Source organism: Nocardia sp. CA-128927, assembly GCF_050955855.1.
In the GTDB taxonomy this organism is placed as follows: domain Bacteria; phylum Actinomycetota; class Actinomycetes; order Mycobacteriales; family Mycobacteriaceae; genus Nocardia.
The window spans coordinates 3360884-3385972 of record NZ_CP192087.1 but is presented as its reverse complement, the minus strand read 5'-3'; the positions used below and the strand labels follow the sequence as shown (position 1 = coordinate 3385972).

General features: G+C 67.3%; 21 protein-coding genes. 4 read left to right on the top strand and 17 right to left on the bottom strand.

The genetic code is table 11. The features are described 5' to 3' along the window. A complete protein-coding gene (locus ACQPW1_RS15980; RefSeq protein WP_433663483.1) occupies positions 1-2412 on the bottom strand; it encodes an HAD-IC family P-type ATPase in 2412 nt (803 codons plus the stop codon). 35 nt (positions 2413-2447) lie between these two features. Here ACQPW1_RS15980 and rarD point away from each other — a divergent pair, with 35 nt between their 5' ends. Next, positions 2448-3371, top strand: a complete 924-nt coding sequence (rarD, locus tag ACQPW1_RS15975; protein WP_433663482.1) for an EamA family transporter RarD — start codon at positions 2448-2450, stop codon at positions 3369-3371. Between the two features lie 33 nt (positions 3372-3404). On the opposite strand, the gene ACQPW1_RS15970 is transcribed toward rarD, so the two are convergent. The 4 genes from ACQPW1_RS15970 to ACQPW1_RS15955 all read right to left on the bottom strand — a co-directional run bounded on the left by ACQPW1_RS15970 (position 3405) and on the right by ACQPW1_RS15955 (position 9308). After that, positions 3405-6620: an arabinosyltransferase domain-containing protein gene (locus tag ACQPW1_RS15970; RefSeq protein WP_433665253.1), complete on the bottom strand. Its 3216-nt coding sequence runs from the start codon at positions 6618-6620 to the stop codon at positions 3405-3407. Between the two features lie 256 nt (positions 6621-6876). Continuing rightward, the gene (locus ACQPW1_RS15965; protein ID WP_433663481.1) at positions 6877-7416 is read right to left on the bottom strand and encodes a hypothetical protein; all 540 of its coding nucleotides are present in this window, start codon (positions 7414-7416) and stop codon (positions 6877-6879) included. A 159-nt stretch (positions 7417-7575) separates the two neighbouring features. After that, positions 7576-8970 carry a DNA polymerase IV gene (locus ACQPW1_RS15960; protein ID WP_433663480.1) on the bottom strand — a complete coding sequence of 465 codons (1395 nt, stop codon included), beginning with the start codon at positions 8968-8970 and terminating at the stop codon, positions 7576-7578. Continuing rightward, positions 8967-9308 carry a TfoX/Sxy family protein gene (locus tag ACQPW1_RS15955; protein WP_433663479.1) on the bottom strand — a complete coding sequence of 114 codons (342 nt, stop codon included), beginning with the start codon at positions 9306-9308 and terminating at the stop codon, positions 8967-8969. The genes ACQPW1_RS15960 and ACQPW1_RS15955 overlap by 4 nt, the downstream gene beginning before the upstream one ends. Positions 9309-9564: 256 nt before the next feature. Between ACQPW1_RS15955 and ACQPW1_RS15950 the strand changes: the two genes are divergently transcribed. After that, on the top strand, positions 9565-10449 hold the full coding sequence (locus tag ACQPW1_RS15950) for a UTP--glucose-1-phosphate uridylyltransferase (protein WP_433663478.1): 885 nt from the start codon (positions 9565-9567) through the stop codon (positions 10447-10449). Positions 10450-10522: 73 nt separating this feature from the next. On the opposite strand, the gene ACQPW1_RS15945 is transcribed toward ACQPW1_RS15950, so the two are convergent. After that, entirely contained in the window at positions 10523-11026 is a 504-nt protein-coding gene (locus ACQPW1_RS15945; RefSeq protein WP_433663477.1) for an NlpC/P60 family protein, read from the bottom strand. Positions 11027-11426: 400 nt separating this feature from the next. On the opposite strand from ACQPW1_RS15945, the gene ACQPW1_RS15940 reads away from it, so the two are divergent. After that, a complete protein-coding gene (locus ACQPW1_RS15940; RefSeq protein WP_433663476.1) occupies positions 11427-11792 on the top strand; it encodes a nuclear transport factor 2 family protein in 366 nt (121 codons plus the stop codon). Positions 11793-11822: 30 nt separating this feature from the next. Here the strand turns inward: ACQPW1_RS15940 and ACQPW1_RS15935 are convergent, their stop codons facing one another. Next, on the bottom strand, positions 11823-12050 hold the full coding sequence (locus ACQPW1_RS15935) for a hypothetical protein (RefSeq protein ID WP_433663475.1): 228 nt from the start codon (positions 12048-12050) through the stop codon (positions 11823-11825). 47 nt (positions 12051-12097) lie between these two features. Between ACQPW1_RS15935 and ACQPW1_RS15930 the strand changes: the two genes are divergently transcribed. Then, entirely contained in the window at positions 12098-12514 is a 417-nt protein-coding gene (locus ACQPW1_RS15930; protein ID WP_433663474.1) for an ester cyclase, read from the top strand. A gap of 229 nt (positions 12515-12743) precedes the next feature. On the opposite strand, the gene ileS is transcribed toward ACQPW1_RS15930, so the two are convergent. From ileS to murC, 10 genes are all read right to left on the bottom strand, one after another. Then, positions 12744-15914: an isoleucine--tRNA ligase gene (ileS, locus tag ACQPW1_RS15925; protein ID WP_433663473.1), complete on the bottom strand. Its 3171-nt coding sequence runs from the start codon at positions 15912-15914 to the stop codon at positions 12744-12746. 269 nt (positions 15915-16183) lie between these two features. After that, entirely contained in the window at positions 16184-16384 is a 201-nt protein-coding gene (locus ACQPW1_RS15920; RefSeq protein ID WP_357391202.1) for a hypothetical protein, read from the bottom strand. A gap of 71 nt (positions 16385-16455) precedes the next feature. Beyond that, a complete protein-coding gene (wag31, locus tag ACQPW1_RS15915; RefSeq protein ID WP_357391200.1) occupies positions 16456-17313 on the bottom strand; it encodes a DivIVA-like cell division protein Wag31 in 858 nt (285 codons plus the stop codon). A gap of 68 nt (positions 17314-17381) precedes the next feature. Continuing rightward, positions 17382-17684, bottom strand: coding sequence for a YggT family protein (locus ACQPW1_RS15910; RefSeq protein ID WP_014983168.1), 303 nt, complete (start codon positions 17682-17684; stop codon positions 17382-17384). A gap of 89 nt (positions 17685-17773) precedes the next feature. Then, positions 17774-18577, bottom strand: coding sequence for a cell division protein SepF (locus ACQPW1_RS15905; RefSeq protein WP_433663472.1), 804 nt, complete (start codon positions 18575-18577; stop codon positions 17774-17776). 187 nt (positions 18578-18764) lie between these two features. Then, positions 18765-19547, bottom strand: coding sequence for a YggS family pyridoxal phosphate-dependent enzyme (locus ACQPW1_RS15900; RefSeq protein WP_433663471.1), 783 nt, complete (start codon positions 19545-19547; stop codon positions 18765-18767). Next, a complete protein-coding gene (pgeF, locus tag ACQPW1_RS15895; protein ID WP_433663470.1) occupies positions 19547-20272 on the bottom strand; it encodes a peptidoglycan editing factor PgeF in 726 nt (241 codons plus the stop codon). The genes ACQPW1_RS15900 and pgeF overlap by 1 nt, the downstream gene beginning before the upstream one ends. Before the next feature lie 956 nt (positions 20273-21228). Continuing rightward, a complete protein-coding gene (gene ftsZ / locus ACQPW1_RS15890; protein WP_433663469.1) occupies positions 21229-22461 on the bottom strand; it encodes a cell division protein FtsZ in 1233 nt (410 codons plus the stop codon). Between the two features lie 407 nt (positions 22462-22868). Continuing rightward, positions 22869-23585 (bottom strand): cell division protein FtsQ/DivIB, encoded by a 717-nt coding sequence (locus ACQPW1_RS15885; protein WP_433663468.1) that lies wholly within the window; start codon positions 23583-23585, stop codon positions 22869-22871. Positions 23586-23616: 31 nt separating this feature from the next. Further along, positions 23617-25056: a UDP-N-acetylmuramate--L-alanine ligase gene (gene murC / locus ACQPW1_RS15880; RefSeq protein ID WP_433665252.1), complete on the bottom strand. Its 1440-nt coding sequence runs from the start codon at positions 25054-25056 to the stop codon at positions 23617-23619. Positions 25057-25089 lie beyond the last annotated feature (33 nt).

The window sequence follows — 25089 nt, the reverse complement described above, 5'->3', positions numbered from 1 at the left end:
TTATTCGGGGGTCGGGAAGAGTTTCCCCTTCTCGCCGAGCAGCGTCGCGCTCACCCACCACGCGACCTCGACGAGCACGATTCCGACAGCGCCGCAAATGAATGCGGCCGTGGTGAGCCCGACATCGGACGGATCCAGCTTGAAGAAGTGCCGGGTGAACGGGACGGTGAACAGGAAGATGTAAGCGGCCACCGAGGCCGCGATGAGCACCACCTTCCACCACACGTACGGCCTGGCCACGATGGCGAGCACCCACACCGCGATCATGATCAGGGTGATCAGCGCGGTGGTGCCCGCCTGTTCCTTCTGCTGCGCGGTGGCGTCCGGACCGGCGTAGGCGATCAGGTAGGCGACGAAGGTGGCGACGCCGATCACCACACCGGACGGGATCGCCAATCGCATGACGCGCCGGACGAATCCGCTGCGCGCGCGCTCGTTGTTGGGCGCGAGCGAGAGGATGAACGCCGGGATGCCGATGGTGAACCAGGCGGCGATCGTGACGTGCCGCGGCAGGAACGGATAGCCGATCGGGTCGTAGCCGAAGATCTGCGAGCCGACGCCCGCGATGCCGATGAGGAAGGCGAGCAGCACCGAGTAGACGGTCTTGGTGAGGAACAGATTCGAGACCCGCTCGATGTTGCCGATCACCCGGCGGCCCTCGCCGACCACGTACGGCAGGGTCGCGAACTTGTTGTCCAGCAACACGATCTGCGCGACCGCGCGGGTGGCCGGGCTGCCCGCGCCCATCGCGACGCCGATGTCGGCGTCCTTGAGCGCGAGCACGTCGTTCACGCCGTCGCCGGTCATCGCGACGGTGTGCCCGCGCGACTGCAGGGCGGCCACCATGGCGCGCTTCTGGTCCGGGCGGACCCGGCCGAAGGTGGTCTCGCGGTCGAGCACGTCGGCGAGTTGTTCGCGGTCCTCGGGCAATTGGCGCGCGTCGACCGCGTGGTCGCCGCCGGTGAGGTCGAGCGAGGCGGCCACCGCGCCGACCGAGACGGCGTTGTCGCCGGAGATCACCTTGATCGAAACATTCTGGCTGGCAAAGTATTCGAGGGTTTCCTTGGCGTCCGGCCGGACCCGCTGTTCGAGCACGACCAGCGCGGCGGGGCGCACGGTGCCGGGCGCGTCTGCCGCGTCGACCGGGCGATCGCTGCGGGCCAGCAGCAGGATGCGCAGCCCCGAGGAGCCGAGTTCCTCTGCGACCCTGGCATCTTCGGAGTTCGGGTCGAGCAGCACGTCGGGCGCGCCGAGCAGCCAGTCGCCGTGCTCGCCGTAGGAGCAGCCGCTCCACTTCTTGGCCGAGGAGAACGGCGCGACGGCGGTGCGCTGCCAGCCGGGGTTGTCCGGCAGCGCCTCGCCGATGGCCTGCACGCTCGCGTTCGGGCGCGGATCGTCGGCCGCCAGCGCGGCCAGGGCCTGCCGAACGTCGTTGTCCTCGAAGGAATCCAGGGTCTTGATGTCGGACAGCCGCATGCCGTTCTCGGTGAGCGTCCCGGTCTTGTCCGCGCACACCACGTCCACCCGAGCCAGGCCCTCGATGGCGGGCAGCTCCTGCACCAGGCACTGGCGGCGGCCGAGCCGCACCACGCCGACCGCGAACGCGACCGAGGTCATCAGCACCAGGCCCTCGGGCACCATCGGCACCAGCGCCGCGACCATGCCGCTCACCGCGGGCCGCCACGACTCCTTACTGGAGAACAGCTGGTTGTAGATGCTGAGCAGGCCCGCCGGGATCAGCAGGTAGGTGATCACCTTCAGGATGGTGTCGATGCCGCTACGCAGCTCCGATTTCACCAGGGTGAACTTGCTGGCCTCGTCGGCCAGCTTGGCGGCGTAGGCGTCCTTGCCGACCTTGGTCGCGCGGTAGCAGCCGCTGCCGGAGACCACGAAGCTGCCCGACATCACCTCCGCGCCGACCTGCTTGTCCATCGGGTCGGCCTCGCCGGTGAGCAGCGACTCGTCGATCTCGAGCTGCGCGGCCTCGGCGACCTCGCCGTCGACCACGATCTGGTCGCCGGGGCCGAGCTCGATCAAGTCGTCGAGCACCACCTCGCGCGGCGCCACCTCGACGGCCTTGCCGTCGCGACGCACGGTCGGCTTGGTCTGGCTGACGATGGCCAGCTTGTCCAGGGTGCGCTTGGCGCGGACCTCCTGGATGATGCCGATCGCGCTGTTCGCGATGATCAGCAGACCGAACATGCCGTCGATGATCGAACCGGTGGCCAGCACCAGGATGAACAGCACGCCGAGCAGGGCGTTGATCCTGGTGAAGACGTTCGCCTTGACGATGTCGCGGACCGAGCGGCTGGCTCGGTCCGGCACATCGTTGGTGAGCCCGTCGCGGCGACGTTGCTCGACCTCCGCCGCGGTGAGTCCGGTGGCGCGCGAAGCCTGCACGGTTGTCGACATGACCGCAAGGCTACGTGAGAAGTAGCGTCGGAAGCGTGCAGCGGAGCAGGTCTATCCCGGGTGTTGCGTTCGGTACGAGCGCGTTTTTCCTCTGGGGTTTGTTCCCCGCGTTCTTCGGGTTGCTGGCGTTCGCCAGCGCGGCCGAGGTGGTCGCGCAGCGGATCCTGTGGACGTTGCTGGTGGTGCTCGCGGTGCTGATGGTGTCCGGGCGGCTGCGCGAGCTGCGCGGCATCGGCGCGCGGATCTGGCGGCTGGCGGCGGTGGCGTCGGCGGCGATCGCGATCAACTGGGGTGTGTACGTGTACGGCGTCACGTCGGGGCACGTGGTGGAGTGCGCGCTGGGGTACTTCATCAACCCGCTCGTCACCGTCGCGTTCGGCGTGCTGATCTTCCGTGAGCGACTGGCGAAAGCGCAGTGGGCGGCGCTCGGGCTCGGTGCGGCGGCGGTGGCGGTGCTGACCGTCGACTACGGCAGGCCGCCGGCCATCGCGTTGGTGCTTGCCGGCTCGTTCGCGACGTACGGACTGGTGAAGAAGGTGATCCCGCTGGACGCACTGCGCGGTATCGCCGCCGAAGGGGTGGTCGCCGCGCCGTTCGCGCTGGTCTTCGTCATCGTGCTCGCGGTCACCGGGCGCAGCGAATTCGGTTCCAGCGCAGGGCATGCCGCGCTGATGCTGGCGACCGGGCCGGTCACGCTGGTTCCACTGTTGTTGTTCGCTGTTGCGGCCCAACGGGTTCCGTTGTCCACCATGGGGCTGTTGCAGTACCTCACTCCGGCCCTCCAGATGGCTTGGGGAGTCGCGGTTGCCCACGAACCCATGCCTGCCTCCCGGTGGGCAGGCTTTGCCCTCATCTGGACGGCGCTGGCCATCTTTACCGCGCACGCCCTGTTGCGTGCGCGGCGTACCCATCGCGATGCTCGAAGCACCGCATCCGCCGCCGGGTCGGAGCGCGTATAGCTTTGCGCGCCAACCTGTATGGCCGAGAGCTCGCTACCAGTCGGTGTTGATGTGACCGGGGGTCCAGGTACCCCAGCGCTGGGTTTGATCGATGGTGACCTTCGCCGTCTGTGCATTGGGGTCGAGCGGCAGATACTGCTCGATCGATCCCCAGTCCCGATCCCAGTCATCCTTCAGATACGCGGGCAGCGCGCGGGCGGTGAACAGCAGCTGGGTCCAGCCGAGCGGACCGCCGCCATCGTGCGCCTGCCAGAGGTTGGTGATGGTTGCACCGTTGCGATCCGGCAGGATTCGGTAGCCGGGCAGTTCAGCGACGCCGGCGTGGGTGGGAGCCAGGTTCTGGCAGGGGTAGGTCATCGCGACCTCCCAGTCCAGCAGGACCGGCGTGCGCGAACCGACCACATCGTTGAGGGTCTTCGTCTGTGGCACGCGCGGCGGGGTTACCGCGAGCCACTGATCCTTGCCGAGATCCTTGTCGCTCGCGACGATTCGGACGACGTCCGCGTCACCGGGCAGCTGGTCGAACGGAACCCGCACGTTGCGCCACGTCGGTGACGGCCCGATGTCGATCGGGTCCACACTGCCGAGCGCGACGGCGGTGCCGTCGACCGCGGCGCGGCCGTACTCGAGGTGCAGGTCCTGTCCGGGGTGGACGATGCCGTCGCTGTCGACGTGCCGGATCCGGCCGGCGACCGCGATCGAGATGATCGGGCCACGACTTCCGTTGCTGTCCTTGGGAAGTCGGTACCACCCGGTCGTCAGCTCGGCAGGCTCCTGGGTGCCTTCCCGATAGCTGCCGAGCACCGGGATGGTCGCCGGATCCAAGCCGAAGGGCAACGGGACGCTGCTGCCGTTGATCCCCGCACCCGTCGACGTGCCGGTCTCCGAACCGGGCGATTTCGAACCGGCCTTCGGATCCGCGGGCTCGCCGGAATCGGAGCTGGTGACGGAATTCGCCTTGCCGGTGGTGGATTCGATCTCGTCGGAGGTCAGGTCGGTGGCCACCCCGTTCGGGGTGAAACCGGTCGAGCCGGTACCGGCCAGCGCCGTCGCCGGATCACCGGTCAGCGGGCTCAGCACCGAGGCGTTCGGATCGGTCTCGACCAGCACCTGATCCGCGAGTCCGCAGCCGCCGGAAACGGCCGCGGACAGGTTCGATTGGGCGTTCGAATACGACGGATACTGTGCCACCGCCGCTTTCGCCATCGACAGCACTTCGAACAACACCATGACGGCCGCGACGACGGCGAGCACGGGGGTGCCCGCTATCCGGCCCGGCACCGAGTCGGGACGCGGCTGGGTCTCCGGGCGAATATGGAACCAGGCCGCGACGGCCAGCGCGAGCGCCGAGAGACCGACCGCGAAGGTCGACAGCCCGAAGCCGGCGAGCATCGGCGCCTTGTCCCAGAACGGGACACCCCAGGCCGACACCCACCAATAGCCGTTGGCGCCAACGAAAGTCAGCGCCAGCCCGAAGAAGACCGCCGCGGCGAACAGCGCACGGTTGCGCAGCGGGCGCGTGACGCGAGGGCTGATCGCGACGGCGGTGAGCGCCGCGACACAGGCGGCCAGCCCGGCGAAGACGCCGAACTGATGGATCCACTTCGTCGGGGAGAACATCATCAGCACCATCGCGGCGACGGTGATACCGATGAGACGTCGCGACGGGCCGGCGGCGGTCCCCGGCACGTGCCCACCACGGCGCAGCATGGTGACCACGCAGACCACCAGGCCGAGCAGCATCATGAACATGCCGAACCGCCGGGTCAGCCAGCCGTCGCCGCTGGGCTGCAGCAGATACTGATAGCGCAGGAACTCGAGGAACCACGAGGCGCCGTCGCCGGGCCCGATCCTGTTGTGCACGTAGCTGAATTCGAGCACACCGGCCAAGGTTCGATCCGCGAAGATCACTGTCAGCACTACGACCCCGGCGGCAAGCACGGGCAAAAGCAGCGCGAGATAACCGGAGGTCTTCGCCCGCCGCACGAGCACCGAGATCATGGTTCGGGCGCCCGCGGCAAGCGCGCCGACACAGATCAGGCCCGAGGGCGCGCAGGTCAAGGTGAACGCGGCGATGACGATCGCCAGCGCATAGGGCAGCAGCCGCCGCGTTGCGATGGCCCGTTCGACCGAGGCCCAGGTAAGGATTACGCCGAGCGCCACAAAGGGTTCGGCGCGCAGGCCGTTGTTGTAGGGCAGCCAGAACGCGAGGAACACCAGTCCGCTGGTCCACATCACGACCGCGTTGTCACGCAGGGCAGCGCCGAGCCGGGGTAGGAGTTCGCGGCTGATCACCCACCAGGCGATGACACTGACTATCAAGGTGGGCAACCGAACCCACGGACTCACCGATGACACATGGGTCAGCAACCCGATCATGTCGGTGTAGGGCGTGTAGAACGGCCCCTCGTCGACGCTGAACCACCGGTAGTAGTTCGACATGAATCCGGAACTGCGCTCGGCCCGAGCCATCCCGAGGATGTAGCCGTCGTCGGAGGTGTTGGCGCCGATGAAGTGCCACACCAGCAGCGTCGCGAACACCACATAGTCCGCCGGGCGCAACCGCCACCAGCGAGTCGGCAGGAACCGCCGGGACTTTCGGCCGTCGAGGTTGTCCAAGCGGTACAGCGCCACCAACGCAACAAGCGTGGCCAACACGGCCAGCACCATCGCGACCAGCTTGAGCGCTGTCGGTGACGACGAAAAACGGGAATCGACTTGGACATTCACGTTCAACCCGGACGGGGCCGCGCCGGTCAGATCGCTGAAGACACCGACAACCTGCGGGCGGATGTCGGACGAGACCACCTTGTCCGAGTCCGTGAAACCCGGTGCCGACACCGTGGTCTGCTGTGTTCCCATCTCGATACCGACCGTGCAGGACCGATCGCGGACCGCACTCAGCGGCGCGGACCACAGCAGCATGTTGCGCGACACCACGTCGACCCGGCCCGGGCGATCCACCGTGTCGGGGACGACCTTGACGACGAAGCCGTAGTGCTCCATGTCGGGTGACTGGCGCGGAATCGTGGACACCACAACGCCGCCCGAATCCGCGAGCGCGGCGAACGCGGCGCACGGAATCTGCGCCGAGAGATTCAGCGGCGCGTAGGTGATCAGCGGCGACGTCACCGACGTCACTGCGGCCGCCTGCGGCCACGCCACACTGGATTGGTCCTGGCGGACCGGCAAGAACGGGATCGACACCGCGGTGAGGATCGCGAGGATCCCACTGACGATCGCCAGCATCCGGATTCGACGAGCCGCGGCGTGGCGCGCACTCGGATCCTGCTGGTCCCCCCGCTGTGCCGACGGTTGGGCGGATTCGCGCACAGCGTCACTGACAGTCACGACGCTGGATGCTAGCGCGAAATCATCGGATGACACAGAGTCCCAGCTATCGAAGCTTGAATCACTCACTCGGCCTGCATATTCGGGACCGTGCGATACCGGACAAACAGGCCGTTGCCGCGGCCGACCCGGGGGTCGGCCGCGACGAAACGAGCTAGCCGCAGGCCGTCGAGGTCTGGCCGAGGTTGGTCAGCATGGCGCAGGCCCAGGACTTCTGGATCTTCCACTTGCCGTTGTCGGCGACGAAGGGAACGTCGACGATGTTCTCCTGGCCGTTGACGATGAACTTGGCCTTGGCGTTGACGCTGTCGCCGAAGTTGGAGACGTCGGTGACCTCGATCTTCACGTCGGCGCCCTTGGCCGCCTGGGAGAGACGGTCCGGCAGGGTCGGGTCGGCGTCGGCGCCCTGGACGCCGTCCAGCTTCTCCGACGCCGGGACCGCCGGGTCCAGCGCGCGGGCCAGTGCGGTGTTCAGCTCCGCGACAGTCGGGATCGGCGGCAGGTTCGCGGTGTTGGTCGACGCCGACGCGCTGGCACTGGTCGACGTCTTGGCGGCGGGCTTGCTGTCCTTGTTGTCGCTGCTGCATGCGGTCATGCCCAGCGCGGCAACGACGGCGAGGCCGGCGATCGCGATGCGTCCAGTCTTACGAAGCTTCAACTGCTCGTCCTTTGCGTTCGAGTAGGTCCGTGTCATGTCCACCAATGGCAGCCTCCACCCGACCGGCGGCGCTGCACGAGCTCCCAGGCTACCGGCACAGAGGACTACCGCGTGGACCCACACGGGACGGACTGATGTCGTCGGCAGCGAACGTACGCGGTGGGCTCGGCGATGTCGAGCCGTTCGCTGGCCCGGTCACCGCAGACTGTGCAGCGGATCGGCTCTGGTCAGGCTCGGATCGTCGGCGGCGAAGGTGCGGGCCGGGCCGGGGCCGGTCGAGCGGGTCTCGAATCGCACGGTCACGACGCCGTAGCCGCCGCCCTGCACCCAGCCGTGGCCGTGCTCGGAGTGTTCGACGTCCATGCCGGGGTGCCAGAGCGGGCTGGACAGCGCGGTGGCGACCGGCGCGGGCTCCACGGCCGCGACCGGTTCGGGGGTCACGCTCTGCTCCCAGTCGCCGTCCACGGCGACGGGCACCTGATCGAGTTCGGGGAACAAGGATTCCTGCCGCACGGTGGACAGTCCGCCGTAGCCGACGCCGACCAGCCTGATCGGGCCGAGCTCGGCCGGGTCGATCGCGGAGCGCTGGGCGGCGGTGGTCAGCGTGACCAGGTCCTCGGTCGCGTACGGCAGGGTGAACGAGCGCGTCACGATGCTCATGTCGGATTTGCGCAGCTTGAGGACCACGGTGCGGGCGGCGCGCCCGTCCTTGATCAGGCGGCGATGCGCGGCCGCCGCCTGCGATTCGATGGCGGGACGTAGTTGGGCGAGGTTGACGATGTCGGTCTCGAAGGTGGTTTCGGCACTGATCTGTTTGGCCTCGTTGCGTTCGGCGACCGGCCGGTCATCGATGCCGCGCGCCAGCCGGTGCAGCGCCGCGCCGACGGCGCCGCCGAGGATCGACATGGCCTCGGATTCCGGCAGCGCGGCGAACGCACCGACCGTCTCGATGCCGAGCGAGCGCAGCTTGTGCTCGGCCACCGGGCCGATGCCGCCCAGCTTCCGGACCGGCAGGGCGGCCAGCATCTCTGGTTGCTCGACGGCCGAAACCACCCGTATCCCATCGGGTTTGGCGAGCGCGGAGGCGATCTTGGCGAGCTGCTTGCCGGTGCCCGCGCCCACCGAGGCGGTCAGTCCGGTGCGTTCGCGCACCACCGCCCGCAGCTCCTCGCAGAACTCCTGCACTCCCGCCACCGTCGCGCCGGCCAGTTCGGCGGGTTCGCCGAACGCCTCGTCGAACGACAGCGTTTCCAGCACCGGGATGCGGCTGCGCAGCGCGTCGAACACCTGCCCGCTGAGCGTGCCGTAGACGATGCCGCGCGGCGGCACCACCACCGCGGTGACGCCGACCAGCCTGCGCGCCATGTGCATCGGCATCGCCGAGCGCGCGCCGTACACCCGCGCCTCGTAGCTCGCGCCCGCGACGACACCGCGGCCGCCGGTGCCGCCGACGAGCACCGGGCGCCCGCGCAGGGTCGGCCGGGTCAGTTGTTCGGCGGAGGCGTAGAAGGCATCCATATCGATGTGCAGCACCCAGCGCCGAGCGGTGCTCTGCGCGTCGGCGCGCGTCGATGGATGCTGTTCGCTCACCGTGGCTTCGCCGAGGGTTTCCTGGACTTGGGCACCCGCACCGGCAGCACCTCGGCGGTGCGCTGCACGAACTCCCCCAACCAGGCCGAATCCGCCAGCCGCGGCGCAGGCACCCGGTAGTAATCCTTGGCACCGGGATACGGTGCCGCCAGCCAGGATTCCTCGGCATAGTCGGCGGCCACCGCCGTCGGCTTCACGAACAGGTGATCGTCGGCGATCAAGGCGACCAGCTTGTCGTCGCAGTACAGGCCGTACTCCCCGAACATGGCCCTGGCCCGCACATCCAGCGGTTCGAGCTGCTCGAGGATCTCGGCGACGGTCGCCTTATCAGTGCTCACGTCAGGGAAATCTACGCCGAACCACCGACAGATCCAGGCAGGTCCCGACGCTGGGCGATCACTGCGCACTTGCTGTTGGTTTCCTGTAGAGATCTACGGCTCCCGAGCACCGGCGGCGATCCCACCTTGAACGGACAACCAGCCCACGACCTGGGCGGATATCACCCGCGTCGGCGCACTACACGGTTTCGGTAAACAGTTGACGAAGCACGGGGACCGCCCTTGCGGCCCAGCTTCATGTGTGATGATCGGACCCATGAAGATCCGCAAGGCCGTGATCCCGGCCGCCGGTATCGGTTCCCGGCTCCTCCCGCTGACGAAGGCGATCCCGAAGGAGATGCTGCCGGTCGGCGACAAGCCGGTCATCGAACATACGGTCCGCGAGCTGGTCGCGTCGGGCATCACCGACATCACCATCGTGGTCAGCAGCGGAAAATCGTTGATCCAGGACCACTTCCGGCCCAACCCGGCCCTGGTGGCGCAGCTACGCGCGGACGGCAAGACCGCATACGCCGACGCGGTCGAAGAGGTCGGCGAACTGTCCCGGCTCGGCCACATCACCTACCTCGACCAGCACGGCCCCTACGGCAACGGCACCCCCGTCCTGAACGCGGCCCGCAATCTGGGCGACGAGCCGATGCTGGTGCTGTGGCCGGACGACGTGTTCGTCGCCGAGGTGCCGCGCGCCCAGCAGCTGATCGACGCCTACGAGGCCACCGGCGCCCCGGTGCTCGCGCTGATGCCGATGGACCCGGCCGAGTCGCAGCGCTACGGCGTGCCGGTCGTCGCCGACGACCAGGGCAACGGGCTGCTGCGCATCACCGGCCTGCGGGAGAAGCCCAAGCCCGAGGACGCGCCGTCGGACTTCGCCGCGATCGGCGGCTACGTGGTCACCCCCGGCATCATCGACGAGCTGCGCACGCAGACCAAGGCCTGGTACGAGCACCACTCCGGCGAGGTCTACCTGACCGACGCGATCAACGTGCACGCCGCCGACAACCCGGTCTTCGGCCAGGTGATCCAGGGCCGCTGGTACGACACCGGCAACCCGGCCGACTACCTGGTCGCCCAGTTCGCCTCGGCGCTGGCCAACCCGCAGTACGCCCCGCTGCTGCGCAGCCTCGTCGAAGACACCCACTGAGCCGCACACATTCTGATGTCCCGCAGATCGATTCGCATGCGATTCGATCTGCGGGAAATCAACGGGTGTGCGGCTAGAAGCGGCGGATGGCGTAGATGTCGAACTGGCGCAGCGGGCTGAGGCCGACGGGGACGCCCCAGTCGTAGGCGTTGAAGATCTGGCCGAGGCCCGCGTAGATGCCGACGTGCGAGCCGTCCGTGTTCAGCACCACCACGTCGCCGGGTGAGAGCGCGAAGAACGGGACGGGCGCGCCGGCTCTGGCCTGCTCCCAGGTTGTTCGGGGAATGTTGACGCCGACCTGCCGGAACGCCCACTGGACCAGGCCGGAGCAGTCCCAGGCGAACGGGCCGGTGCCGCCCCACTCATAGGGCTTTCCGGTCTGCGATACGGCCGCCGCCAGCGCACCTACCCCGTGCGAGCTGGGCAGCGGGATCGCGGCCGCACCGGAGGCGGACAGGGATTCGGCGCTGCCGGTACCGCTACCGGGGTCCGACCACCCTGGTCCCGCCAGGATCAGCGTCGCGGCCGTCGCTAGTAGGAGTCCGAAAGCGATGCGACGCAAGGGTTTTCTGTTCACGTGCTCGTCCCTTCCGGCGGCCCGGCGTGCGGGTCACCATCCGGCGGTCCCGGCTGACGCCTGGGTCGAGCAGCGTCATCCATAAGGAGCCGCAGCCGCCGCATCCGGCGTGGCAACGCCGGACACAACGCGTATCAGGTAGGACAATCCACGAACTCACTGCTGCCCCAGAAGTCGATATCTGCAACAACAGCACCATCTCCGATTCTGCCGCGCGGCTCGGACCTGCAACAACAGTTCAGCTAATTTCTGGCATGTGATCTACATCACATTCATGATTCGATACTTCCAGCCCGCCCCTATCCGAAAAACCGATTGCAAAGTGCAATCAGTTTGCTCTACAGTCGATAGCGCCTGCGGGAAGCACGCAGCGCGACGGGCGAGCATGAGGAGAACCATCGTGTCGGCGAACAAGCAAACGGTCGAGCGGTACATCGACGGCTTCAACAAGACGGATCACGAGCAAATCCTGTCCTGCCTGACCGACGACATCGAATGGACCGTCTTCGGCTGGTTCCAGCTGAGCGGAAAAGAGGCCTACGACAAGGAGATCGAGAACCCCGGCTTCACCGGCCGCCCGCGGCTGACCATCCACCGCATGGTCGAGGAAGACGATGTGGTGATGGCCGAAGTGGGCATCGAAGCGACGACGGTCGACGGCGAGCTGGTTCGGATGGTGGCGGGCGAGGTCTTCGTGATGCGCGACGCGCTGATCGAGGAGCGGCGCGCCTACCTGATCCAGCTCAAAGAAAACGACTACAAGTAGCCGAAAGTCGTTGTCGCGGTGCGGCCTTCGTCAGGCCGCACTCGATTCGGCGATCGCGGCGCGAACCAACGCACGCGCCGCCCAGCTCATCGTCTCGGTGGCCGCTTCGGGATCCAGCCCACAGGTGTCGCGGGTGGAGACCAGCGCCTCGACCCCGAACACCAGCGTCACGGCATGCACCAACCGCTCCAGCCGCTCGGCCGAGAGCGTGTCACGCAGCGGCGCCAACGCGACCCGCGCCATCTCCAGCCGGGTCACCCCGCGCACCGGAACCCGTTCCGCCTCAGCATTCCGGAGGGCGTGTGATGACCAGAGAAGAGATGGACGAGCTGTTCGAGCGGCACTGTGCGGCCGAGGCGGCCAACGATGTCGACGCGATCATGGACACCTTGGCCGAGGACGTCGAGCACGACGCGGTCGGCGATCCGCAGGGCACGCTGCGCGACCCGGCCGCGATCGCGCAGCGCTACCGCGACCTGTTCGACGCGATCAGCGAGGACAAGATGGAGTCCGTGCACCGGTACTACGGCGCGGACTTCTTCGTCGACGAATCCCAGTGGCACGGCCGGGCAACCGGCATGTTCCTCGGCATCCCCGGCGACAACCGGCCGATCAGCTTCCGGATACTGCACGTCTGCGAGGTCCGCGACAACAAGATCAGCCGGGAGAACGTCTGGCTGGACACCGCCGCGATCATGCAGCAGCTGATGGCGCCGGCCTGATGGGTGCCTACAAGGCGGCCAAGCGCGGAGTCGCGGTGCAGCAGCAGGAGCGACGTGATCGGCGCTGGGACAGCGTGGTCGCACACTGGGCGCCGCCGCTCGGGAGTTGCGCGCGACCGGGTCAGCCCGGACCCGGTCGAGCGAACGGCTAGTGCCGAAACAGCAGGGCTAGTGCCGAAACAGCGCGGGCGGGACCGACTTCGGCCCCGCCCGCGCAGTGTTCGAACCGTCAGGCCTTGGTGACCTGCGCCCGCACTCCCCCGACCAGGTCGGCGGCGTCGGCACCCGCTTCACCGAAAGTGAGGGTGGTGGCGAGGATCTCGCCCGCGATCAGGTCCCGGTGGGTCGCGGCCCACTCGGCCCGATCCTCGGGTACCGCGAGCACCACCGTGATCCGGTCGGAGACGTCCAGCCCCAACGACTTTCGGGTCTCCTGCAGATCGCGGATGAGGTCGCGGGCCCAGCCCTCGGCCTCCAGCTCCTCGGTGACCACCGAGTTCAGCACCACCAGACCGGCATTGCCGGGCAGGGCGGCGGTGGACTCGGGCTCGGCGGCGACCAGGCGCTGCGTGTATTCCTCAGGGAGCAGCGCGATTCCGGCGGCGGTGACGACACCGGCGGCGTCCTCGGACCATTCGCCCGCCTTGACCGCCTTGATCACCGTCTGCACGTCCTTGCCGAGGCGCGGACCCGCGACACGGGCGTTGACGACCAGTTCGAACCGGCCGTGCACGTCGACGTCGGTGGTCAGATCGACCTTCTTGACGTTGACCTCGTCGGCGATGATGTCGGCGTAGGGCGCCAAGCGCGCGGCGTCGGCCGCGGCGATGGTGACCTCGGCCAGCGGCAGCCGCACCCGCAGGTTCTGCGCCTTGCGCAGGCTCAGCACCGTCGAGCAGACCACGCGGGCCTCGTCCATCGCGGCGACCAGCTCCGGATCCGCAGGCAGCTCACCGTCTTTCGGCCAGTCGGTCAGGTGCACCGACTCGCCACCGGTGAGCCCACGCCAGATCACCTCGGTGATCAACGGCAGCAGCGGCGCGGCCAGTCGGCTGACCACCTCGAGCACCGTGTGCAGCGTGTCCACCGCATCCGGCTCCTCGCTCCAGAAGCGCGAACGCGACCGGCGCACATACCAATTGGTGAGCGCGTCGGCGAACCCACGCAGCTGATCGCAGGCACTGGCGATGTCGTACGTCTCGAAGGCCTGGGTCATCGAGTCGCGGGTCTCCGCGAGCTTCGCCAGGATGTAGCGATCGAGCACGTTCGGCGAATCGGTGCGCCAGGTACCGGGTTTCGAGGCGTACAGCTGCAGAAAGGTCCACGCGTTCCACAGCGGCCGCAGCGCATGGCTGACGCCCTCGCGGATGCCGCGCTCGGTCACGATGAGGTTGCCGCCGCGCAGGATCGGCGAACTCATCAGGAACCAGCGCATCGCGTCGGAGCCGTCCCGATCGAACACCTCGTTCACGTTCGGGTAGTTGCCCTTGGACTTGCTCATCTTCAGCCCGTCGTCACCGAGCACGATGCCGTGCGCGACAACGTTTTTGAAGGCGTGACTGTCGAAGAGCGCGGTCGAGAGCACATGCAGGTTGTAGAACCAGCCACGGGTCTGCCCGTTGTACTCGACGATGAAATCGCCGGGGAAGTGGTTCGCGAACCACTCCTTGTTCTCGAACGGGTAGTGCACCTGGGCGAACGGCATGGAGCCCGACTCGAACCAGCAGTCGAGCACCTCGGGTACCCGGCGCATGGTCGACTTGCCCGTCGGATCATCGGGATTCGGGCGGGTCAGGTCATCGATCATCGGCCGATGCAGATCGGTCGGGCGCACGCCGAAGTCGCGTTCCAGCTCGTCGAGCGAACCGTAGACGTCGGTGCGCGGGTAGGCCGGATCGTCGGACACCCACACCGGGATCGGGCTGCCCCAGTAGCGGTTCCGGCTGATGTTCCAGTCCCGCGCGCCCGCCAGCCACTTGCCGAACTGGCCGTCCTTCATGTGCTCGGGCACCCAGTCGATCTGCTGGTTCAGCTCGACCATCCGGTCGCGGAAGGTGGTGACCGCGACGAACCAGGACGGCACCGCCATGTAGATCAGCGGCTGACCGGAGCGCCAGCTGTGCGGGTAGGAGTGCTCGATCGTCTCGTGCCGCAACAGCTTCCCGGCGGCCTTGAGATCCTTGATGATCACCGGGTTGGCGTCGAACACCATCAGGCCCTCGTACGGCGGCACCATCGAGGTGAACTTGCCGCCTTGATCGAGCGGTTGCACGATCTCGATGCCGTTAGCGGTGGCGACATCCATGTCCTCTTCACCGAAGGCCGGTGCGAGGTGGACGATTCCGGTGCCGGAGTCGGTGGTCACGTAGTCGGCGTTCAGCACGCGGTGCGCGCGCGGGTGCCCGACGAAGAAGTCGAACGGCGGATCATACGACAGGTCGGTCAGTGCCGCACCGTCGAACTCCCCGAGCACCTCCGGCTCGTCGCCGAACTCGCGGGTGTAGTGCGACACGCGTTCGGCCGCCAGCAGATAGCGCTTGCCGTCGGCGCCGCGCAGGTGCACGTAGCGGACGTCGGGGTGTACGGCGATCGCGAGGTTCGACGGCAGGGTCCACGGGGTGGTGGTCCAGATCAGCGCGTTGGCGCCGTCCAGCGCGTGCAGCGGATGCTCGGCGGGCACGCGCAGCAGCATGTCGACGGTGACCGCCGGGTCCTGGCGCATCTTGTACGCGTCGTCGAGGCGGGTTTCCTGATTCGACAGCGGCGTCTGCTCGTACCAGCTATAAGGCAGTACCCGGAAACCCTGGTAGATCAGCCCCTTCTCGTGCAGCGACTTGAACGCCCACATCACCGACTCCATGAAGTCGAGATCAAGTGTCTTGTAGTCGTTGTCGAAGTCGACCCAGCGCGCCTGACGTGTCACGTAATCGCGCCATTCGGCGGTGTAGCGCAGCACGGAAGATTTAGTGGCCGCGTTGAATTCGGCGAGGCCCATTGCTTCGATCTGTGATTTGTCCGTGATACCGAGCTGCTTTTCCGCCTCGAGTTCGGCGGGCAATCCGTGACAATCCCAGCCGAAACGCCGGTCGACGCGCTTGCCGCGCATCGTCTGGAAACGCGGGACGAGATCTTTGACGTATCCGGTGAGCAAATGTCCGTAATGCGGCAGCCCGTTCGCAAACGGCGGTCCGTCGTAGAAGACGAACTCCGCTGCCCCGGAACGGTTTTCGATGCTCGCGCGGAAGGTGTCGGCGGCCGCCCATGCGTCTAGCACGCGGCGTTCCATCTCGGGGAACGTCGCAGCGCTCACCCGCCCCGTCGGCTCCGCCGACTGCCATCCCCCAGGGGCACCAAGGTCGACCCTCGGGTACGCGCTGTTGCTGGAAGTTTGGTCCGCCATCGCGGATGCATCTCCTCGTGCCGTGTCGTTGGCACGGGGACGATGCCGACGCCGGTGCGTCGATACCGCGGTACCACCCCGCTTGTCCGGCAAGAGCTGCCGAACCTCTCGTAGTGAGCTGTGACGGGCTCACCCGTTCGGTTCTACTGGGCCCCGCCGCCGAGTGGGCAGCGAGTGCTGTTCTTCCGAAGGCTCCCCGGTGATGGCCGGATCAACACCATGTTCATGTTTGATTCTAGCCAGTGCGGTCAATCCTGTTTACGGCGCGCCTAGCGTTTCGCGTGACGCCCGGGCGGCGGAGCGGAATCTTCGTCCGGCTTACGCATAGACAGGGCACTGACCAGCAACAGCACCGCACCGAGCACGCACACCACGATGCAGCCCCACGCCCAGATCACCGATCCGGTGGTCAGCGCGGCTACCAGTAGTGCGAATCCGACAGCGGCAAGAACAAGCGTCAAGACGAGCATGTAACCCCCGTGCCAGGCGGCTCGACAGTTCCTCTAGTTGGCTGAACTGCGGTGTGCTCGGTGTGAGCGGCTTACTTGCCACCCTTGGCGAACGTGGCCGGCTGCAGGTTGTTGGCCGTGTTGGCGTCGGCAAAGGCCTCGCCACCGTCGACCGGGACCGCCGAGCCGCGGTTCTCCAGCTCTTCGAGCTGCGACTCCAGGTAGGACTTCAGCCGCACCCGGTACTCCCGCTCGAAGGTCTTGAGCTGCTCGATCCGGCTCTCCAGCACGCTGCGCTGCTGGGTGATGGTCGCCATGATCTCGGTGTGCTTGCGCTCGGCGTCGGCCTGCAATGCGTCGGCCTTCTCCTTGGCCTGACGCAGCTGGTTGTCCGAACGGGACTGCGCGTCCGACAGCATGGCGTCGGCCTTCTGGCGAGCATCGGCGATCATCGCTTCGCTGCGTGTCCTGGCATCGCCGACCAGACGCTCGGAGTTTGCCCTGGCGTTCGACAGCAGGTTTTCCGCTTCGACCTTCGCGTCGCTGGTCAGCCGGTCCGCCATCTCCTGGGCGAGGCTGAGCACCTTGGCGGCCTGCAGATTCGCGTCCGCGCTGGGCGCCTCTTTCGGGGCGGGCGGGGCGGGCATCGGCGCGGGCGGGGCCTGCTGCACCGGGGGCTTGATCGGCTCCGGCGGCGGCGGGGGGGCCTGCTGGACAGGCGCTTTCACGTTGTTCGGGCCAACGGGACCGCGATTCTTTTTGGCATCGGCCAGTTCCGCGTCGAGTTCGGCAACCCGCTGACGCAGATCGGCGTTTTCCTCGATCAGACGCGAAAGTTCCTGCTCGACGAGATCCAGGAAGGCGTCGACTTCATCCTCGTTGTAGCCGCGCTTCCCGATCGGCGGTTTGCTGAACGCGACGTTGTGCACATCGGCTGGAGTCAGCGGCATGGAAGGATCCCTTCACGCGTCTTTTGGAGATCTAGCAGATCTAGCAAGCTACTTCACGGCCCATTCTGTCACACCGGGGCTACCGGCTGCCCGAGCCTGCCCACGATCGACATCAAGATGAAGACGATGAATAGCAGGACCATAATCGACAGATCCAGGCGAATTCCTCCCAATGACACCGGTGGTATCAACCGCCTCAGGAGTTTCACCGGAGGGTCGGTGATCGTGAAGATCACCTCGAGGATGATGACCACGACACCGGTCGGGCGCCAGTCACGAGCGAAGCTTCGGATGAACTCGACGATCACCCGGCTGATCAGCAACAGCCAGAAGATGAACAGTACGAAGTACAGCACCGCGAACAAGGCCACGAGTTCACTCTGCCGCAAAATCCGCTTTGCGCAAAATGACCGCGCCGCCCCACCTGCGACCGGTCTGCAACACCCCCCAGATCACGACCTTATTTCTGGTTGTAGAAGCCGGTTTCGGCGATGCGTCGGCGTTCTTCGGCTGATACGTCGACATCGGCCGGTGAGAGGAGGAACACCTTCGTAGCAACCTTGTCGAACGAGCCACGCAGCGCGAACGCGAGTCCGGCGGCGAAGTCGACGAGGCGCTTGGCGTCGGCGTTGCTCAGGTCGACCAGGTCCATGATCACGGGGTTGCCCTCGCGGAACCGCTCGCCGATGATCCTGGCCTCGCTGTAGTCGCGCGGGCGCAGTGTCGTGATCTTGGACAAGGGGCCTCCGTCCTCGAAGATCCCCGGCCTGCGCGCGGGTGCCGGCTCGGGGCGCACGCGCTCCTCGAGTCGACGCTCCTCGGCGTCGGGATCGACGGCGAGCGCACCGCGGGTGGTACCCCGCATCGGTGGCACGCTGCCGCCCGCACGGAACCGGCCGGACGACGGCGCGGTCTCGATCCGGGTGGGACGCCGCTGCGACTCGTAGCGGTCCTCGCCGTACGGCTCGTCGGCGTACTCGGAGCGGCGGGACACGGGGTATCCGGCCTTGTACGGCGACTTGTAGGCAGGCTCCGGGTAATCGGCGTCCTCGCGGTCGAAGCCGTCGGCGGCGTAATGATCTGCGCCGTAACGGTCTTCGGGGTACCGATCGGCACCGTAGCCGTCCGGGTAGTCACGGGGCCGAGGCCGACGTGCGACGCGATCGTCGCTCCCTCGAGGGGCGCGGTCATCGACATAGTCATCTTCGTAGTCTTCGAGAGGGACCATGCCGAAGTACGCCTTGAACTTATGCAGCGTGCTCATGACTGTGCCTCGCTGACGCTCGGCGCAGTCATGACCACGATGGTGGCTGCGTCGAGAACTCGCTCGCTGCGCTCGCTCATATTGGTCGACCTTCCTTCGGCCCCGGTGGCGGCCGGGTGTTGAAGTCTTGCTCAGCCCTCGTCTGCCTCAAGCATATGTGTCGAATGTGACTGATGAGGTTTCTTTGCTACGCCGAGGTTATCGGTCGAGCGCCCATCAAGGCGGTACCGACACGCACACACGTGGAGCCGTGTTGGATGGCGGTTTCCAGATCTCCCGACATTCCTGCGGAAAGTTCTGTCGCGCCGGGATGCTCGGCGAGCAGCATGGTGTGCAAAGTCGCAAGTCGCGCAAATGCCGCATCAGACTCAGCCCCCAATGGGGGAATGGCCATCAGACCGGACAGTCGTAATCCAGAAGACGCCGCAACGTGTTCCGCGAGGCGGGCCAAATCGTCGGGTGCGACACCGCCGCGGGAGGGGTCGTCATCCAGGCTCACCTGCAGTAGGACCCGCACCGGGTCGGTCCGCTCCCCCGCGTCCAGCGCGGTGCGCGCACCCGCGTCAAGGGCCGTTGCCAGACGTTCGCTGTCGACCGAGTGCACGGTGTGCGCCCAGCGCGCGACGACCCGCGCCTTGTTGCGCTGCAGGCGTCCTATCATGTGCCACTGCACATCTGGGAGGTCTTCATCACCCGCAGAGCCATCGGCTACCAAAGAAGGCAGCGCGGCGACCTTTGCCGTGGCTTCTTGCTCGCGCGACTCGCCGAACTCGCGTCGGCCGAGACGGTAGAGGATCGCCACGTCGTCGACGGGGAAGAACTTCGTCACGGGGAGTAGACGCACCGAGTCCGGTGCGCGCCCCGCCGCGAGACAGGCCGCGTCGACGCGCTGGAGCAACGCGGACAGGTTGGTGGCCAGCTCGGCGGTCCGCGCGTCGACCTGCGCCGCAACGGCTTCCGAGTGACTCATCAGCGCACCTCCGCCCAGATCACGCTGCCGAGTCGTCCGGTCGGCGCGCCGCGGCGATGGCTGAACAGGGTGCGGTCCTCGATGGTGCAGCGCGGGTCGACGGCAACCCCGTTGACCCCGGCTTCGACGAGCTGCCTGGTGATTCCGGCGCGCAGGTCGAGCGAAGGGGTCTTGCGCACGGTGGTGGCGGCGCTACCCGGCAGATGCTTCTCGACATCGGCGCGCATCGCGGCGGGCACCTCGTACTGCCGCCCCGACGCGGCCGGTCCGAGGAACGCGCCGATCCGATCGACCCGCGCGCCGATAGACACCATCGCCTCGAGCACCTTGGGCACGATTCCAATCCGGGCGCCGATCCGCCCGGCATGCACGGCGGCCAGCACACCTGCCTCGTCGTCGGACAACAGGATCGGCACACAGTCAGCGGTCAACACCACCAGGGCGAGACCAGGCACGTTGGTCACGATCGCGTCGGTGGCAGGCACCGGCTCATCCCGTGGCCCATCGATGATCTCGACATTGCGCCCATGGATCTGCTCCATCCACACCAGCCGGTCCGGCGTGAGCCCGATCCCCTCCGCCAGCCGATCCCGATTGCGCTGCACCGTCGCCGGATCGTCCCCCACGTGATCCCCGAGATTGAACGACTCGTAGGGCGGAGCCGAGAACCCACCCGCCCTGGTCGTCGTCACTCGTCGAACGGTCAGCGTAGGGGCAGAAGTCATGTCAACGAGCCTAGTAGCGCTCCGAACCCCCGACGACCCACGAGCCGAGGGTTACGACACACCCCCGCACACCCTTTGTGTGAGCCGCACACCCTCTATACGGGGTGTGCGGCTTAGACAAAGGGTGTACACACCCCTTCTGCCGGACACGGCCCACCCAGCACAGCCCCGCCGGAAGCATCGAGGCGAGTCAAATGGTCGCCAAACGATCTCCAGCAGCAACCATATGACTCACTTGATCTTGAAACGCCCGAAAACAGCACCACAGCCAGATGACCACGCCGGAACCCGACACCACACACCCGACCGCTAACTACAGCCGGGAACCCCACCCGACGTGCCCAGCACTACTCACGGGAAAACCTGGGTAGGTCTCAGCTTCTACGGACTGCCCACCTGCGGAGTCCTAAGAAGCACTTGCCCGGTAGGTGCACTTCTTCGGGGGGTCTCTGGGTGTACTAGTCCAGGATCGTGTACGCAGAGACACCCCTGGTCTGCGGTCCCTAGGTTTTCGACAGTCCGTGGGATGACCGGAGTAGTGCTGAGCACGTGAGGTGGGGTTCCCGGCCTTAGTTAGCGGTCAGGTGCGCGGTGTGGAGGTTCCAGCGTGGTCATCTGGCTGTGGTGCTGTTCTCAAGCGTCTTTTCGGGCGGGCTGGGTGTCGGAGGGTGGGTTTTCAAGATCAAGGCGAACTGATGCAGGCATCGGCCCGAGAGAGCTCACCTGCACCAGTTCCCCATGATCTTGAAACGGGTGCTGTCGGCGACAGCTGCACCCTGTCTCGGGATCTGCACTGGCTTTAGGGCCCTAGAGCCAGTGCGGATCCCGAGAAAGAGTGCGGATCTTGGACGCACTCGCCGGGACGCGGGCGCAGGGGGTGGGATGGCGCGAAGGCCCTGATCCCGGCGGGGATCAGGGCCTTCGTGGTTCAGCTTGTGGTGCGCGCTGACTGGGCGTCACCGTCGCATGAAGGACGGGACGTCGACGTCGTCGTCATCGTCGTCGGGCGGTTCGATGTGTGTACGCGCGTTGTTCGCGACGGTCGGGTCGGCCATCCGGGCCTTCTCGGTTTCCCGGTAGCTCGGCACGGCACCGCGGGTCGAGCTGGTCGAGCTCGCGGTGGCGGCGGCGATGTCGGTGCTGCGGGCCGCTACCTCGGCGGGGCGGCTCGTGCCGATCTCGCCGGCGCGGGCCGATCCGATGGTGCTCCGGCTCGGGTTCTCGAAGGTCCGCCGGGCGGGACCTCCCCCGTCAAAACCCGCTGCGATCACGGTGACTCGCACTTCGTCGCCGAGCGAGTCGTCGATCACCGTGCCGAAGATGATGTTGGCCTCGATGTGCGCGGCCTCCTGGACCAGCGACGCGGCCTCGTTGATCTCGAATAGGCCGAGGTCGGAGCCGCCCGCGATGGACAGCAGCACGCCGTGCGCGCCGTCCATGGACGCCTCCAGCAGCGGCGAGTTGATCGCCGACTCGGCCGCCTTGACCGAACGACCCTCGCCGCGCGCCGAGCCGATGCCCATCAGCGCGCTGCCCGCGCCGGACATCACGCTCTTGACGTCGGCGAAGTCGACGTTGATCAGGCCCGGGGTGGTGATCAGGTCGGTGATGCCCTGCACACCGTTGAGCAGCACCTCGTCCGCCGAGCGGAACGCGTCCATCAGGCTCACCGCCGCGTCGCCGAGCTGCAGCAGCCGGTCGTTGGGGATCACGATGAGCGTGTCGCAGGACTCGCGCAGCTGGCCGATGCCGGTCTCGGCCTGGCCGCCGCGCCGCTTGCCCTCGAAGGAGAACGGGCGCGTGACGACGCCGATGGTCAGCGCGCCGAGCTTGCGCGCGATCTGCGCGACGACCGGGGCGCCACCGGTACCGGTGCCACCACCCTCGCCCGCGGTGACGAAGACCATGTCGGCGCCCTTGAGCACCTCTTCGATCTCGTCCTTGTGGTCCTCGGCGGCCCGGCGGCCGACCTCGGGGTCGGCGCCTGCACCGAGACCACGGGTGAGTTCGCGGCCGACGTCGAGCTTGACGTCGGCATCGCTCATCAGCAGGGCTTGCGCGTCGGTGTTGACCGCGATGAACTCGACACCTTTGAGGCCCTGTTCGATCATCCGGTTGACGGCATTCACACCGCCGCCGCCGATACCGACGACCTTGATCACTGCAAGGTAGTTGTGCGGGGGCGTCATGGGCTCTCGCCTTCCTTCGATCTAAAGCCTGTCGTTTTCGGATTCGAGACACTTCGCCGTATTCGCCTGAGCGGCTTCACTCAGCGAACCGCCGCCCGGGCAAACCCTAAACCTGAACCATAGGGTTAGCGTTATGTCAAGTATCCGACTGCTGCGGAACGCTATTCGCCGCCGCCGCAATACGCGCGCAGGCGCGCCGAAACGAAAGACAGAATCTTGTGTGATCCCTCTCGTCTCGCAGCGCCGCACGACGTATGGTGAACGGTTGCCCCCCGGCGCTCGGTTCCCGGCGCGAGGGCCGGTGGCGTGAGCGTCAGGCCCGGAAGTGGCTGCTCGCGCGGCCCTGGAGGGCCTGCGAGCGCCACCCGTCGAATACTGCAATTCGACGCGGGCGCAATGGGTATCGCTCACTTTACCGTGACCAGGTTAGGACTCGACACATCGAACACCGTTCCAGGGCGGGTGAGCAGCGGAAGCACGACCGCCGACTTGCGTTCGGCGTCGTTCATCCCGCCCCAGAGTACCGTGCGGCCGTCCTTCAGATTCAGCGAAACATCCGAAATAGACCGCGCCACAACCTCGTCCACCTGAACGACCAGCGCGGGCGGCAGCGCGGCGAGCACCGCGACCGCAGCCCTGGTCACGGGGGCGTCGCTGGCCGGGCGATCGGTGACCAGCTTGGGTACGCCGATCGGCGCGTCCTCGATCGCGAATTCCACGCTCTCGGCGTCGAGCAGATGCGCGCCCTGCGGACTTTCGAAGAACAGCACGGGTACCCGCTCGACCACGGTCACCTGGACCGTCGACGGGAAAACGCGCTGCACCCTGGCCGTGCGCACCTTCGGAATGCTCGCCACCCGCCGCGCGATGGCGGTGGTGTCGATGCGCAACATCGACTGCCCCGAAGGGATTTCGAGCAAGTCGCGCACCTGCTGTTCGGGCACCGCGACCGCGCCGTCGACCTTGACGGTGCGCACCGAGAGCACCGGCGTGAACCACGCGACGGCACCGACGACGGCAAGCACGCACACACCGAGCAATCCCCACAGCCAGACCCGCCGCCACCCGTTCGGCCCGAGCCGCGCACCGGCCGATCGCGCCGCGCCGAAGCCTGCCCTGCGCACACGTTCCGATCCCCTCGTACGTGTCAAGGCCTCACCGCCCGTACTGAGGGCGCGCCCGTAAGCCGTCGAGGATCTGGCTGCCGAGCATGGTCACATCGCCTGCGCCCATGGTGATCACGACGTCACCGGGCAGCGCGAGCTTCGCGACCTGACGGCCGACGCACGACATATCCGGCTGGTAGTGCACGGGTTTGGTGACCGACTGGGCCACCAGCGCGCCGTTCACGCCGGGCAGCGGCTTCTCCCGCGCGCCGTACACGTCGAGCACGACCACCTCGTCCGCGAGGCTCAGCGCGGCACCGAAGTCCTGCGCGAAAGTCGCGGTGCGGCTGTACAGATGCGGTTGGAAGACCACGATCACCCGGCCCTGCCGAGACCGGGCCCCGTCGCGGGCTTCCTGCTGCACCAGTTCGGCGGCGGCGCCGAGCACGGCGCGCACCTCGGTCGGATGGTGTGCGTAGTCGTCGAAGACGCGCACGCCGTTCTCCCGGCCCGCGAACTGGAACCGGCGGTGCACGCCGCCGAAACCCTCCAGGCCCTGGATGATTTCGTCCATGTCGGCGCCCGCCGCGCGGGCGGCGAGCAGCGCGGCCAGTGCGTTCAGCGCCATGTGCCTGCCCGGCACGGACAACCGCAGGGTGCGCGGTGTCGCTTCGTCGTCGAGCTGGAACTGGGCGATGCCGCCGACATCGCGCGGCTCCCAGCTGTGCATCCGCACGCCGACGGGCACCGGCGCGTCGGCGAGTTCGCCGGAGCCGTACCCGAGGACGCGAATGTTCTTGGCGGCCAGCTTCTCGCCGACGCGTTCGGCGAGCGCCCAGGAACCCGGATCGTCCAGGCAGACCACCAGCAGGCCACCTTCGGCGAGCCGGTCGGCGAAATCGTCGAAGACCTGGACGTAGGCCTCGTCGGTGCCGAAGTAGTCGAGGTGATCGGATTCGATATTGGTGACCACCGCGACGTCCGGGTCGTACTGCAGTAGCGACCCGTCGCTCTCGTCGGCCTCGGCGACGAAGATGTCCCCGGTGCCGTGGTGCGCGTTGGTGCCCGCCTCGTTCAGCTCGCCGCCGACCGCGAACGACGGGTCGAATCCGCAGTGCTGCAACGACACGATGAGCATCGAGGTAGTGGAGGTCTTGCCGTGCGTTCCCGAGACGAGCAGGGTGCGATGGCCCTGCATCAGCGAGGCGAGCACGGCCGGGCGCAGCAGCACCGGGATGTCGCGCCGCTTCGCTTCCACCAGTTCGGGATTGGTCTTCGGGATGGCCGCGTAGGTGGTGACCACCACGGTCGGGCCGCCGGGCAGCAGGTCGAGGGCGCTGGCGTCGTGGCCGATGCGCACCTGCGCACCACGGGCCCGCAACGCGAGTACGCCGCGGCTCTCCTTGGCGTCGGAGCCGGACACGGCACCACCGCGGGACAGCAGAATCCGCGCGATCCCGGACATCCCGGCACCGCCGATGCCGACCATGTGCACCCGCGCCAACGAGGGCGGCAGAGCCGA